The organism is Verrucomicrobiota bacterium, assembly GCA_016200005.1.
In the GTDB taxonomy this organism is placed as follows: Bacteria; Verrucomicrobiota; Verrucomicrobiia; order Limisphaerales; family PALSA-1396; genus PALSA-1396.
The window spans coordinates 1-13,708 of the sequence record JACQFP010000034.1 but is presented as its reverse complement, the minus strand read 5'-3'; the positions used below and the strand labels follow the sequence as shown (position 1 = coordinate 13,708).

The 13,708-nt window shown below is 58.3% G+C and carries 12 protein-coding genes; 3 read left to right on the top strand and 9 right to left on the bottom strand.

The window, feature by feature from the left end:
- Position 1: 1 nt before the first annotated feature.
- The 3 genes from holA (at position 2) to HY298_12740 (ending at position 3,298) form a co-directional block, all read left to right on the top strand.
- Entirely contained in the window at positions 2 to 1,159 is a 1,158-nt protein-coding gene (gene holA / locus HY298_12750; GenBank protein MBI3851126.1) for a DNA polymerase III subunit delta, read from the top strand.
- A gap of 42 nt (positions 1,160 to 1,201) precedes the next feature.
- Positions 1,202 to 1,726 (top strand): STAS domain-containing protein, encoded by a 525-nt coding sequence (locus HY298_12745; GenBank protein MBI3851125.1) that lies wholly within the window; start codon positions 1,202 to 1,204, stop codon positions 1,724 to 1,726.
- A 288-nt stretch (positions 1,727 to 2,014) separates the two neighbouring features.
- Positions 2,015 to 3,298, top strand: a complete 1,284-nt coding sequence (locus HY298_12740) for a CehA/McbA family metallohydrolase (GenBank protein MBI3851124.1) — start codon at positions 2,015 to 2,017, stop codon at positions 3,296 to 3,298.
- A gap of 112 nt (positions 3,299 to 3,410) precedes the next feature.
- On the opposite strand, the gene HY298_12735 is transcribed toward HY298_12740, so the two are convergent.
- The 9 genes from HY298_12735 to HY298_12695 form a co-directional block, all read right to left on the bottom strand.
- A complete protein-coding gene (locus tag HY298_12735; GenBank protein MBI3851123.1) occupies positions 3,411 to 4,118 on the bottom strand; it encodes a hypothetical protein in 708 nt (235 codons plus the stop codon).
- 179 nt (positions 4,119 to 4,297) lie between these two features.
- Positions 4,298 to 4,447: a hypothetical protein gene (locus HY298_12730; GenBank protein MBI3851122.1), complete on the bottom strand. Its 150-nt coding sequence runs from the start codon at positions 4,445 to 4,447 to the stop codon at positions 4,298 to 4,300.
- Positions 4,448 to 4,592: 145 nt separating this feature from the next.
- Entirely contained in the window at positions 4,593 to 7,160 is a 2,568-nt protein-coding gene (locus HY298_12725) for a hypothetical protein (protein ID MBI3851121.1), read from the bottom strand.
- A gap of 246 nt (positions 7,161 to 7,406) precedes the next feature.
- Positions 7,407 to 7,715 (bottom strand): DUF4976 domain-containing protein, encoded by a 309-nt coding sequence (locus HY298_12720; protein ID MBI3851120.1) that lies wholly within the window; start codon positions 7,713 to 7,715, stop codon positions 7,407 to 7,409.
- Positions 7,604 to 8,164, bottom strand: a complete 561-nt coding sequence (ybeY, locus tag HY298_12715; protein ID MBI3851119.1) for an rRNA maturation RNase YbeY — start codon at positions 8,162 to 8,164, stop codon at positions 7,604 to 7,606. The genes HY298_12720 and ybeY overlap by 112 nt, the downstream gene beginning before the upstream one ends.
- Positions 8,154 to 9,119: a PhoH family protein gene (locus HY298_12710; protein MBI3851118.1), complete on the bottom strand. Its 966-nt coding sequence runs from the start codon at positions 9,117 to 9,119 to the stop codon at positions 8,154 to 8,156. Before HY298_12710 ends, ybeY begins: the two co-directional genes overlap by 11 nt.
- Positions 9,120 to 9,156: 37 nt before the next feature.
- Positions 9,157 to 9,645, bottom strand: coding sequence for an HIT domain-containing protein (locus HY298_12705; protein ID MBI3851117.1), 489 nt, complete (start codon positions 9,643 to 9,645; stop codon positions 9,157 to 9,159).
- 94 nt (positions 9,646 to 9,739) lie between these two features.
- Positions 9,740 to 10,918, bottom strand: a complete 1,179-nt coding sequence (locus tag HY298_12700) for a response regulator (GenBank protein ID MBI3851116.1) — start codon at positions 10,916 to 10,918, stop codon at positions 9,740 to 9,742.
- Positions 10,919 to 10,928: 10 nt separating this feature from the next.
- Complete coding sequence (locus tag HY298_12695) at positions 10,929 to 13,454, bottom strand: response regulator (GenBank protein MBI3851115.1); 2,526 nt, start codon at positions 13,452 to 13,454, stop codon at positions 10,929 to 10,931.
- Positions 13,455 to 13,708 lie beyond the last annotated feature (254 nt).

Here is a 13,708-nt window from a genome sequence, read left to right as displayed (position 1 = left end):
CATGCCCGCCTCCGACGCCCAGCCGTCCGGCCCACTCGTGCTCGTCTGTGGTGAAGACGAATTCGCCGTCAGTCAACGAGCCAAACAACTCTATCAGCAATGGACCACCGAGTTGGGCGGCATGGACCATGAAATAATTGATGCTGGCGCCGCCAACAGTGGCGAAGCATTGAAAGCGCTGGCCAAGTTACGCGAGGCATTGCAGACGCTCCCCTTTTTCGGCACTGGCAAGGTCGTCTGGTTTCAGAATTGTAATTTTCTTGGCGATGAGCGTACCGCTGGCGCGCAGGCTGTGACTGAAACACTGGCGGACGTGGCAAAGGAATTGAGGGAGTTTCAGTGGGAAAATGTCCGCCTGCTCATCACCGCTGCCAAGGTTGACAAACGCAAAACATTTTACAAAGCGATCGAAAAAATCGGCGTCGTTCAACCGTTTGCCGCGTGGTCGGTTGACGATAAGAATTGGGCCGCCGAAGCCGAGATCACGGCCCAACGCGCGCTGCGTGCCCGGAAAAAGGAAATCTCCGACGAAGCCCTGGCGGAACTCGTCAACTGCGCCGGCATCAACGCCCGTCTGCTCAGCAACGAAATCGAAAAGCTGACTCTTTACGTCGGCGACCGACCCCGCATCGAAGTCGAGGACGTCAACGCCGTTGTCACTCGCAACAAACAGGCGCATGCGTTTGCGCTCGGCGATGCCCTGGGCGACCGCGACCTGCCGCGCGTGTTGCGGACACTGGACGAAGAATTGTGGGGACTTCAATTTGACAAGAAGAAGTCGGAGATCGGACTGCTATACGGGCTGATCACCAAGGTGCGTGTCATGTTGTTCCTCAAGGAAATGCTGCGCGAAGGCTGGTTAAAGGCTGACGGCGATTATAACCGTTTCAAAGCCCAATTGGAGCGGCTCCCCGCGGATTCATTGCCCGATGACAAGCGACTCAATCCGCTTTCGATGAATCCGTACGTCCTTTACAAAGCGTTGCCGCACGCGCGACGTTACAGCAGCGCAGAACTAGTGCGGGCCATGGATTTATTGCTTCAATGCAATCAACGTTTGATTTTCAGCAACCTCGACGACGCTTTGATCCTGCAACAAACCCTGGTGCAGATTGCGCAAGGCGGCGACCTTAGGGCAGAATCCGCGGCAGTTGCTTGACGTCACGGTTACACCATTCATATTTCACTCGCACATCGCCGCATGAGCACGCCATCTGTCAGACTTCTGGTTTCCGTCAGTGAAAGGATAGTCCTGCTCAAGATTGAGGGGCGCGCTAATTTTGATTCCAGCGTCAATTTCAAGACGCTCCTCAGCGAACTCCGTCAGAAGAACTACGACCGTTATCTGCTCGACCTTACCGACTGTTTGCTGATGGACAGCACCTTTGTCGGCGTCCTGGCCGGGTTCGGATTGAAACTGGCTTCGCCGGACGCCACAAAGGCGGGCTCCGCCATCGAATTGCTGAATCCGAACTCCCGCATCTCCGAGTTGCTGGAAAATCTCGGCGTGGCGCACCTCTTCAAGATCGTCCGTGGCGACCCGTTGCCGCTGGAAAACATGGAGTCGCTGCCGCAGACCACGACCACGCCGACGCGACAGGAAGTGTCCCGCACCTGTCTGGCTGCGCACCAGACGTTGATGGAGATCAACCCGGCCAACATTCCCAAGTTCAAGGACGTCGCGCAGTTTCTGGTGGAGGATTTAAAGAAATTGAAGTCGCGATAGTTCATTTTGTGGATTCGTACAGAACCACAGCCACGACCCTAGTGAAAACAAAGAGGCAACTGATTTCGGTGGGATTCGCTGGATTCGCCTTGACGCTGTTTCTGCCTATCACATCGGCACCAGCGCACGAAGACACACTGGCTGCGTACGAAGCTTCCCTCGATCCCGGTTCTGGTTTTCAACTGGCTGCCGCTCAACCGCAGACCGAAGCAACCTGCAAATTCTCATCCGGCTCGACAATGGTTCGCGTTGGTCGAACCGACAATTGTTGTTGTTCCACGCGCGCGTGTGCAAGTCGAGGCCTTCTCCGGTTTGGAAACTGAAACCGCACGCAAGTCCCTCGACTTGAGTGGCAAAAGCAAAAGCGAAGTTGTACTGCCTCTAAAACGTTTCCATCACGCAGCCAACGATGGCTGGCACAGCGGCAACACGCATCTGCACTTGAATCGTCTCACACGCGCGCAGGCCGACGAGTATTTGAAAAATGTTTCCCGAGCTGACGACCTCGAACTCGTTTTCGTTTCCTACCTGCGACGAATCAACGCTGATCGGAACTACATTTCCAACACTTATTCCGAGCAGGATCTATATCGTCTCTCCGGCGGCGGTGTCCAATTCGGCCACGGCGAAGAAATGCGTCACAACTTTGGCACTGGAGGCGAAGGTTACGGGCACGTGATGTTTTTGAACATCAAGCAACTCATTCAACCGGTGAGCATCGGACCGGGCATCATGGGCGGAGGCAACGACGCGCCGACATTGCGACGCGGCATCGAGCAAGGCCGGAGCGATGCCGCCACGGTTATCTGGTGTCACAACGCGTTCGGTTTCGAGGACGTGCCCGACTGGGTGGCGGGCAAGCTCGACGCCCTCAACATTTTTGATGGCGGCAGCCGCGGTGGTTACGAAGACACGTTCTATCGCTATCTGAACATCGGCTTGCGCGTCCCCTTCTCCACCGGCACGGACTGGTTCATCTACGATTTTTCCCGCGTCTATGTTCAACTGGATAAACCGCCGACCGTTGAAAACTGGTTGAGCGCATTGACGGCGGGCAAGACATTCATTTCCAACGGCCCTTTGCTCGAACTCCACTTGGGCGAACACAACATCGGCGACACGATTCGCCTCGATCAATCAAGTCGCCTTGAAGTTCGCGCTCACGGCGCAAGCCGAGAGGATTTTCAACAACTCGAACTGGTGCAAAATGGCCTCGTGGTTCAACGCGTGACCAGTCATCCCGCGGGCGAACATTTTGAAGCCGACATGACGACGGCGATCGAGGCCAACGAACCGGGCTGGATTGCTCTGCGCGTCAGCAACGGTGGGGCGATTACTCACACAAACGAGATGGGCGCGCCGCTCTTTGCGCACACAAGTCCCGTTTACATTGAATTCACCGGACGCAGCGTTTTCAAACTGGAAGCGGCGCGCGAACTCATCGCTGAGATGGAGCGGAGCATCCGTTCAATCGAGAGCAAAGCCCAGTTTGCCGATGACCACGAGCGTGACGAAGTGTTCAGCGTCTATCGCGAGGGCATCGAAACCCTGCGCCGCCGCTTGAATCAGTAGCTCCGTAGCCACCGACGTGAGGAGGTGGATTCCGTTCTGTCCGTCCGTAGCCACCGAGGTAACGAGGTGGATTTCCTTTTTCCCCTTTCCCTCCGCCTCCTCACGTCGGCGGCTACTTGAGGGGCGGCAATGATGGCGGTGGCGCTTCAGCATCGCGCTCGGCGACGTAAAGTTTCCAGAACAATGGCCAGTAATCCTCATCCAGCGGATGAACGTCAGGATAGCCGGGGATGATCGCCCCGCTGTAAGGCCAGTCGCATTCCGCCGCCTGTAGCCGCCGACGTGAGGAGGCGGATTCCTCCGGATCCTGACCCGTCCGCCTCGTTACCTCGGCGGCTACGCCGGTTGGGTAGCCGGTTCGGTAGCCACCGAGGTAACGAGGTGGATTCTGGTCGGCGGCTACGAGGCCGGCGCGCACCGGATTGGCCAGCGTGTAGAAACAGAAACTGGCGAACGCATTCCGCTGCCTCTCCTCTTCGCGCAAGACGTGATCGTGCGGTTGATGCTGCCATGCGCGACCGCCACCCAGCGCCGGCTCCAGATGCGTGCGCAGAAATTTCATCGCGTTAAGCTGGTCACTCCCGCGGCGCAGACCCATCCAGATCAGGTGCAGATGATCCGGCATGAGGCAGTAGGCGGGGCAGAAAAGGTATTCGCGCGCGGCGGTGTGGAGCATCACTTCCCGGAACGTGGCGTGAAAGGACGCGGTGAGCCAGCCGCGGGCGCGTTCTTCGAGCGTGTTCGTCCAGAAGATGACCGCGTGGCCCTGGTAATGATGACGTTCGAGCCGGGGAAGTTTCCCTTTGCGCGGCGGGATCATGCGGCGGGTATGGAAGCTGTTGGATTAGATGTCAAGCGTGGAAGTAGCCGCCGCGAAGTAGCCACCGAAACGTAGCCACCGACGTAAGGAGGTGGATTCCGGGCCGTCCGCCTCCTTACGTCGGCGGCTACGGGCCTGGCGTCGGCTACGCCGTAGCCGCCGAAGTGATGAGGCGGAACCTACGGCACGAGATTCCTCACAAACGCATTGCCGCCGTTGCGATCCAGATCATTGCCGCGTTCGCGGAGGGTGAGGGTGTCGGTTTGGGCGGCGCGGGTGCGGGCGATACTGATCGTGAACGGCTGATCTTTGAGCGCGGTGTAAGACACGACGCTGCCGGCGAACGTCCGTAGCCGACGAGGTAACGAGGCGGTTTCGTACTGCCACCAGCCACCGTAGCCACCGACGTGAGAAGGTGGAATTTCCTTTTCCCCTCCGCCTCCTTACGTCGGCGGCTACAATCGGAGGCGGAAGCTACGGGACAAGATTCCTCACAAACGCATTCCCGCCGTTGCGATCCAAATCATTGCCGCGTTCGCGGAGGGTGAGGGTGTCGGTTTGGGCGGCGCGGGTGCGGGCGATGCTCAACGTGAACGGTTGATCTTTGAGCGCGGTATGAGACACGACGCTGCCGGCCACGTTGTTTGTGTTTCCCAAGTAATCGGTGAACGTCCAGGCGTACGTGGCCGTGCCGATCGTGGCCACGGAGGGATCGAGGATGGTGAGTTGATAGGTCTTGTTGGTGGCGGTTTCCGAGAGTGCCGTGGCGGTGAAGGAAAAACCGTTGGGCGTGGCCGCAATCAGCCGGAAACCAAACGGACGCACATCCTCGGCGTAGAACCCAGTGGCTTCGTTCGGGCAGCGGAAACGCATTCGCGCCCATTTGATGTGATTACCAGGAGCCAGCACAGTAAGGTTGCCGAGGTCGCGGTTTGTTAGGACGAGATAATAGCTCCCGTCGTTGTTATACACGCCCGTCGTTGCGTCGAGTGTTCCGTCGGTCAAACGCAGTTCGTCACATGGGCCGTACTTGGAGTGTTTGTAAAATTGGTACGCGACATAGTTGGTTGGTGCTGCATTCGTTTGCGTGTAGCCATTCATAAAACCACTGAACGCGCCGTAACTGTTGACCGCCGGCTGAGTTTCAGGATGTCCCGACCCAAAACGGTTTGCACTGCTGACATCCAGACTGCCGGGAAAAACGCCAATCGCCACCGGCAGGTTGGTGCGGAAATCGGCGACGCCGTTCATCGGGATGCCGCGGGAGGTGAGGACATCGACGACGTCTTCCTCGTAAAGGCTCAGGCCGGCGCGACCGGGGCGCGGGTCTGGCCAGAGGGCGCGCGCGGCTTCCTGCACCTTGCCGCCCAAGGCCCGCATCGGAAAGTTCACGTTGTCGGTGATGAGCGAAATGGTTTTCCAGATCAGCAAATCGGTCTTGTGCAAGCCCAGCCCGGCTTCATGCGCGAGGTCGTAAAAAATGGCGGCGATGTAAAGCGCGGCCAGGTCGGACACCGCCGGGCCGTCATCAATGGAGAATGCAACCGACACTGGGTCAGTAGCGACATTTGCGGGCCAGAGATAAGGAAAGACTCCGTCATGCGAAGTATTGGCTTCATCGAACATCATCACGTTGCGAATGTTCTGCCCTTGGTCGCACGGAATGCCGGTGCCGCCGCACGGTCGTCCACCCCAGATGCGCTTGCTATAATCGATGTAGCGGTAAATCTCTGAATTGCCGAAATAGCGGTAGCCGATCCAAGCGGAGAGAGCATTGTTAACGGGGGAAACGACGTTGCTTATCCACTCGCTGTTCTGTCCGTAGAACGCATCACCGCCATAACCGCTGTTCGTGCCAAAAACCCAAAAGAAGACCAAGCCAACGTAATCCCCGACGAAGGCTTCCGAATCGTAACCGAGCGAGAGTGGAGGGAAGGAAACATAGCTTGCTGCCCGAGTTCTTAAAGAAACACTATATGCGTTACCGATTGGGTATAGACGGAGATATGATGAGGTGCCGGAATCCTCAAGAGCTCTTAGAATTGGTTTTGCCATTGTAGGAGGCGATCCCATATTCAAATCCGGCCGGTACTGCAGATTAATTAAATTTTGTTCGATTTGAGCGGGCAGTTGAAGCTCTTGAATGAATGCGTCCGTCAACTGTGTCGAGCGGTAATTGTCCACGTCGTAATACATCTGAGCTTCCGTGCTCCAAATAACGGCTTCTCTGGCCGGAACGTTGGCATCGCCAGCGTAGTCGACCCGAAAGTCGTTGCTCACAGACTGAAGCGGGCTAATGGGAAGAAAGCCATGTCCAGGATCGTCTATCGACGAAACATCCGGCCTCGAATATTTTCCATTCAGCATTCCACCATTATCGCCGACTAGAACGCCGTTGGTGTCGTAGTAGCCAAGGTGGTTGAGCCAGACTTGAACTGGTTGTCGGAAAATCATTGGCGTGCTGTTCGTGTGAACGGAGTTGGTGCTTTGATCGTTGTTGGTGATGGCGCCGTAGGTCAGGCGCATGGCGTCGAAGTCGAGCGGGCCGTTGACGAACACCAGCGCCTTGCCGCGCGTCGGATATTGCTCGATGAGCAGGCGATAGAAGCGCGTGGGCGCCGTCGGGTCGAGCGGCACGGTGAACTGGCCCGAGCCGGAAGCGGGCGCGGGCGCGAGGTCCACCGGCTGGGCATTGGAGAGCAGCATCTCCGGCTTGTCTGCCTGGAACAGCGTGACCCAGCCCTGCGTGTTGGCCAGCGAGTAGGTGACGACGAGATTGGTGCCGTCGCGGGCCGCCGCGAGCGTGGCGGAGTTGGTGAAGGGCTGGGCGGGGGCGGTCAGGCTGAGGAAAAGGAGGAGAAGAGGAATCCACCGATGTAGCCGCCGAAGTAATGAGGCGGAGGGAAGGGAGGAAGAATCCACCTCGTTACCTCGGTGGCTACAGGGAACGGGAATCCGCCTCCTTACGTCGGCGGCTACAACGGCGGCTACAACGGCGGCGGCTACGGCGGGCAAAGGCAGAGAGCGGGCGCCATGTTTCATGGTTTCGTTTGCACTGGTTATGGCCAAACATGAACCGGGCGGGACAGAATTGCGAGCGTTTTATTTCCGCCGCCTTTGTCCACCTCCTCACGTCGGTGGCTACGGGGTTGGTGGCCACCTCGCATGGTAGCCGCCGAAGTAATGAGGCGGATTCCCAAGACGTAACCCTACTCCAAGTCCACCTCGTTACCTCGGCGGCTACGGGGCCAGGCAGCCGACGACGAGAGGAGGCGGAGGGTATGGTGTTTACTTTCCCGTTTTCGCGCCAGCATCGTAACTGGTATTGGGATTCATCATCTGCGCTTTCACATCGCGACGCCAGGCATCGAGTTTCAGTTCCAACGCCATCGCCTTGTCCGGCATTTTGTCGGCCAGATTATTTTTTTCGCCGATGTCCTGTTTGAGATCGTAAAGCTCCAGGTGTCCGTCTTCGTAAAACTCAATCAGCTTGTAGTCGCCCTGACGAATGATCCCGCCCGGTTTGCAGCCCTGGTTCGCGTAGTGGGGATAATGCCAGTAGATCGCGTCGCGCGGTCCAGAAGCGCAAGGTGAAATTGCTGCGTGAGCTGGCGCACCAGACGATCTTCTTCGCGCTTCATTTGGCGGCGGGCGGCGGGTTGGGCGTCGTCATGGCCGCGCAGATGAAGCAGGCCGTGGACGAGATAGCGGACCAGTTCCGACTGCCAGGTGGTGCGAAACCGGCGGGACTGGATAACGGCCTCGTCCACGCAGATAAAGATTTCGCCGTGAAGACGTGCTGCGTGATGCGTGTGGCGGGTGGCGTGGTCCGCGTGGTTGAAGGTGATGACATCCGTGGTGCCGGAGTGGTCGAGGAAGTCCTCGTTGAGCCGGGTCATCTCGGGCGCAGCCACGAGGTGGAGGCCCAGGCTGGAATCCTTGACGGACAGGAGATCGGTCAGGAGAAAGTTCGTGATTTGCCGGAGCAGGCGCAGATTGACGGCACGGATACGCTGACGGTTTTGCAGCGAGAGTTCACCGCTCATTGGTCTGGTTCCGGTGCGATTCGTAGGCGGCGATGATGCGTTGAACGAGCGGATGCCGGACCACGTCGCGCTTGCTGAACTCCACGATGGCGATGCCGTCTATGCGTTGCAGAGCGCGATGCGCCTCGACCAGGCCGGAATATTTGTGCGGCGGCAGGTCGATTTGGGTGATGTCGCCGGTGATGACCGCCTTGGCCCCGTGGCCCAAACGGGTCAGGAACATGAACATCTGTTCGGTGGTGGCGTTCTGGGCTTCATCCAGGATGATGAACGCGTGATTGAGGGTGCGGCCGCGCATGTAGGCCAGGGGTGCGATTTCTATGGTGCCGCGCTCCATGTTTTTTTGAATTTCATCGGGCGGCATCATGTCGTGCAGCGCGTCGTGCAGTGGCCGCAGATAGGGCGTGATCTTTTCGTACAGGTCGCCCGGCAGAAAACCGAGCGCTTCACCGGCTTCGACGGCCGGGCGGGTGAGAATGATGCGGGCCGCCTTGCCTTCCCGCAGGGCGGCCACCGCCATGGCCATGGCCAGATAGGTTTTGCCGGTGCCGGCCGGGCCAATCCCCAAAGTCACGTCGTGCTGGCGGATGGCTTCGAGATATTTTTTTTGACCGACGGTTTTTGGGGTGACGTTCGTTTTCTTGTCGGAAGTCTGGATGCGGTCGGCCATCAGGTCTTTGAGGGTGGACGCGCCTTCGTGCCGGATGACGTCGAGGGCGTGGGCAAATTCCCGATTGCGCACGGGCGAACCGGCTTTCAACGAACTTTCCAGCAGAAGAAACAGTTGCTTGGCGCGTTCAATGGCGTCGGCGGGGCCTTCCAGTTTGATCCAGCCATCGCGGGCGGCGGCTTTCACGCCGAGCTGGTGTTCGAGCGCCTGGAGATTGCGGGTGTCGTTGTTGAAAAGTTGCTGGGCGAGGCGGGCGGTTTCGAAATGGAGTGTTTCGGAAGGCATTGATGAAATCAAAAATTAAAGATGCAAATTGAAAAATTCATTGAACGAGTGCGGCGCGGAGTTTAGTTGCCAGATCAGCCAGAGCTTCCGGCAGGACGGTGGTGTTGGCAATGACAGGCATGAAGTTCGTGTCACCGTTCCAGCGTGGGACGACGTGGATGTGCAGATGGTCCATGATGCCGGCGCCGGCGACCTTGCCGAGGTTGATGCCGATGTTGAAGCCGTCCGGCTTCATCACTTGGGAGAGGGCCTTGAGACATCGGCGGGTCAATTTCCACAGATCGGTGAGTTCCGCGTCGGTGAGGCCGTCGAGGTCGGGAGTTTGTTTGTACGGCACGACCAGCAGATGGCCGCCGGTGTAAGGATACGTGTTGAGGACGGCGTAGCACGTCCGGTCACGGGCGATGATGTAATTGGCCGCATCATCGTTTGACTGGGCGAGCTGGCTGAAAATGGAGCGCTCGGTGACGGACGCTTTGGGCGCCAGAATATATTCAATTCGCCAGGGCGCGTACAGTGTTTCCATGATTCAGACCCTAGTCAGGGAAACGGGGAAAGTCAAAGTCCCGGGTGTCGCCGGCTTGCGAAACGAGTATGGCACGGTGCTTCAATGACACGGTTCACGAGTTTGCGCCCAGGCGGCTGCGCATGATATAAACCAAAGCTTTGACGGCCAATTCCATGAACAAAAACGGTTTGGCGATCAGGTCCGTGCCGCCGCTGATCATGGAATTTGCCCGGCTTTCAAAGTCGGTGAGGCGGGTGACGAAGACGACCGGCGTGGCCTTTTGCGCGGGCATGGTGCGCAACTTGGTGCAAAGTTCGAAGCCGTTGATGCCCGGCATATCAACATCCAGCAGGACCAGATCGTAGGATTTTTCGCCAAGCAATCTCAAGGCTTCCAGCGGGTCTTCCACACTCACGGACGTGAGTTTTGCTTTTTCCAACGCGTGAACGACCGCCCGCCGCGAGAGTTCCTCGTCATCCACCACCAGGACACTGGCCGTGTCGGTATTCAGGTTCTTGGAAAAATGAGCCGGTTCAAACAGCACGCCGAGAAAATCGATGGCGCTCGCGACGGTGCGCAAGGTGGAGGCGTTGATGCTTTTGGGTTTCTCGGACAGTTCTTTGAGCAGGGCTTCGACCGCGTCGGAGAAATGTGCGACCTGCTGCATCCCGGCAATGCCCGCGTTGCCGATCAAGGCGTGAACCTTGCGGCATAACTCCTCCAGTAGCTTCAGGCGCTCGGATTCGTTCCCGGCTTTGGAAAATCCGCGAAGCTGTGCGCGCAGGATGTTCAACGTCGCCGGCAAGCTTTCAATAAAGGACTCGCGCAATTTCGTCTGAAACGCGGTATCGGCGTCTCCGGGTGTCGCCGGCGCGGGCGTTTGGTCGGGGACGGTTTTAAGCTCGGCCTCGGCTGCCGGTGCCGGGGGCCGCAAGGTGTTTTGGACGAGCTTGATGAGTTGGGCCGGGCTGCAACTGCCTTTGGAGAGGCATTTGGTGGCGCCGGCTTTCCAAGCCTCTTGGATGGTGCCGCTCAGATAAGTGTTGGAAAAAACAATGACCGGCAATTTTTGACACCCCGGCATGGCGCGAATGGCCGTCAAGAGTTGAACCCCAGACATCTTGGGAAGCATAAGATCGAGGATGACCACGTCCGGCTGGAACGTTTGCATCAGGTCCAACCCCTCTTGTCCATCCCCGGCAATTTCCACCTTGAAGCCTTCCAGGGAAAATTTGTTCCGATAGATATTGGCGATCATTTTATCGTCATCGACTAAAAGCAGTTTGTTCATGGTGAGTTGATCAAGCGGAAAGGTTGTTGGTGAGATGCCGGTCCTGATACTCGGACAAAAAACGCCGGATGCGGTCGAATTGCCGGAACGCTTCGTCGCAAACCGGCAAGGCCTCGGTCAAGTCGGCTTCATTGCCCATCCGTTCGAGTTTGTGCAGCAGCGGGACGATGGTGACCATGCCACAGGTGGCATTGGCGCCGGCGCAACTGTGGGCCAGGCGTTTGACTTCCGGGGCGTTGCCGGCGCGAGCGGCCGTTTCGAGTTTTTCGATTTGATCCCCGGTTTGTTGCAGGTAGAGGGTGATCAGTTCGCGCAAATTATCCGCGCTCCCGCCCGCGAAATCCAGCAGCCGTTCCATGTTGACGGGCGGCTCCGCGTCGGGGACCGCCGGAGACGCGTCCACTGGTGGGGCCGCGGCGGGCGGCGGTTGAGTGACGGCCACGGTGGGCGAGGGCTGGGCCGGCACGGCGGCGGCCGCGATGGAACCCCATCGTTCAATGATGGAATAAATATCCTCCGACCGGATCGGTTTGGCGAGGTAATCATCCATGCCGCCTTCGAGGCATTTTTCCCGATCTCCCGGCATGGCTTTGGCCGTCATGGCGACGATGATGATGGGGGACTTAAAGTTGGGAAATCGAGGTTTTTCCTGCTGCCGCTGGCGGATCTGGTGAGTGGCCATCATGCCGTCCATGACCGGCATCTGCACGTCCATGAGAATCAAATCATACGGTTGACGTTCCAAAGCCTCGAGGGCTTCCTGTCCGTTGTTGGCCACATCCGCTTTGTAGCCCAGTTGTTGGACGAGGCGCACCGCAACTTTTTGATTGATGAGGTTGTCGTCGCAAACCAGCACGCGCAATGGCAATCGGTCGGCCAGCTTGATGTCCGGCCTGGCCGGCGCCGCGACGGCTTTCTTGGGGGCCGGCTGGGTGTTGGAAATGACCCGCACCAGCGTTTCATACAGTTGCGCTGGTTTGACCGGTTTCGTCAGGCACCCGGCGAAGGCGAGGCGGGCGAAAGCCGGATCGTCGGCGCGGACCCCGGTCGAAGTCAACAAGATGAGTTGCATGGAACGCGCTCCGGGCAACGCGCGGATTTCCCCGGCCAGCATCAATCCATCCATTTCCGGCATCTGCATATCGAGGATGGCGAGGTCGAAAGGCTCGCCTTGGCGCAGCCATTCCAAAGCCTGCCTGCCGCTCTGCGCGCCGCACGGGATCATCCCCCATTTGCCGGTTTGCAGGGTGAGGATGCGACGGTTCGTCGGATTGTCATCCACGATCAACACCCGCAAATCTGCCAATTGCGGTTGCGGTCCGCGCAAGGAAAACCGCGCGATCTCGGGCGAAGCTTGCAAGGGAACAATGAAATGAAAGGTGGAACCTTTTTGGGGCACGCTCTCGACCCAGATCCGCCCGCCCATCAGTTCCACGAGCCGTTTGCTGATGGCCAGTCCCAGTCCCGTGCCGCCGTACTGGCGCGTCGTGGAGGCGTCCGCCTGGCTGAACGATTTGAACAGCCGGTCAACCCGGTCAGACGGAATGCCAATGCCGGTGTCGCGGACAAAAAAATGAAGTTCCCAAGGTTTGGCCGGCGCCGGCACTGATTCCGGCGGTGGCGTCAGCGTGGCCGGTTGGGTGGACGCCTCGACTTTGACCTGGATGATGACTTCGCCGGCCGCCGTAAATTTTATTCCGTTCCCAATCAGGTTGACCAACACCTGGCGCAGCCGCGTGACATCACCCAGAACCATCGCGGGGATTGCGTCGTCCACCTGATAGGCGAGGTCCAGTTGCTTTTCCGCCGCCTTGGGCACCAGCAGATCCAGCGCGCTTTCGATACAGGCCCGAAGATCGAACGGCTGATGTTCCAGATCCATCCTGCCGGACTCGATCTTGGAAAAATCCAGAATGTCGTTGATGATCGTGAGCAGGGATTGACCGCTGGCATGGATGGTCTCCACGTAGCCGAGCTGCTCGTTGTTCAGCGGCGTCTCGCGGAGGAAACCGGCCATCGCGATCACCCCGTTCATGGGCGTCCGGATTTCATGGCTCATGTTGGCCAGAAACTCCGCCTTGGCGCGCATGGCGGTTTCGGCGGCCACTCGCGCGGCTTCCAATTCCCGGTTGGTCTGCGTCAACTCATCCTGCAGATGTTTGGCGCGCAAGGCGGCGCACAGGCGGGCACGCAGCTCCGCGGCCTCGAACGGTTTGGTAAGATAATCCACCGCGCCCAGCTCAAATCCGCGCAATTTGTCGGTCGTGCTGTTCCAGGCGGTCAGGACGATAACCGGAATCGATTGGGTCGAGGGATTGCTCTTAAGCTCGCGTAACACCTCGAAGCCGTTGGTGCCGGGCAGACCCAGATCCAACAACACCAGGTCGAATTTGCTTTCCCGCACCTGAGCCAATGCCTGTTCCGCCGTAGCGGCGTTGGCGAGCACTATGTTGTCCTCCTGCAACAGGGCGCCGAGCACCTCCTGCATTTTAAGGTCATCCTCCACCAACAAGACATGGGATGGCGGCAGACTCATAAACCGTTCGTTCCCGTTTCCATCGCTTTTTTCAAATCATCAAAACTCCGGCCCACTCTTTAATCAAAAATCAGCCTCAAAGCCAACACTAAAGAGCGACGAAGGCAAATGTTCAGCGCGTATGCATGAGCGTGTTTTTAGAGGCATGGACGTTTGCGTGTGACGAATCGCATGGCTTTGGCGAGGTTGTTTTCTCCCATGGCAGCTTGGAAGTCGGTGGTGGTTTTGTATTGTGCTTTGGGTTGTTGGCTGCG

Coding starts and splice junctions, on each gene's coding strand:
- holA (MBI3851126.1), top strand. CDS start 2: ATGCCCGCCTCCGACGCCCAGCCGTCCGGCCCACTCGTGCTCGTCTGT.
- HY298_12745 (MBI3851125.1), top strand. CDS start 1,202: ATGAGCACGCCATCTGTCAGACTTCTGGTTTCCGTCAGTGAAAGGATA.
- HY298_12735 (MBI3851123.1), bottom strand. CDS start 4,118: ATGATCCCGCCGCGCAAAGGGAAACTTCCCCGGCTCGAACGTCATCAT.
- HY298_12725 (MBI3851121.1), bottom strand. CDS start 7,160: ATGAAACATGGCGCCCGCTCTCTGCCTTTGCCCGCCGTAGCCGCCGCC.
- ybeY (MBI3851119.1), bottom strand. CDS start 8,164: ATGAGCGGTGAACTCTCGCTGCAAAACCGTCAGCGTATCCGTGCCGTC.
- HY298_12710 (MBI3851118.1), bottom strand. CDS start 9,119: ATGCCTTCCGAAACACTCCATTTCGAAACCGCCCGCCTCGCCCAGCAA.
- HY298_12705 (MBI3851117.1), bottom strand. CDS start 9,645: ATGGAAACACTGTACGCGCCCTGGCGAATTGAATATATTCTGGCGCCC.
- HY298_12700 (MBI3851116.1), bottom strand. CDS start 10,918: ATGAACAAACTGCTTTTAGTCGATGACGATAAAATGATCGCCAATATC.
- HY298_12695 (MBI3851115.1), bottom strand. CDS start 13,454: ATGAGTCTGCCGCCATCCCATGTCTTGTTGGTGGAGGATGACCTTAAA.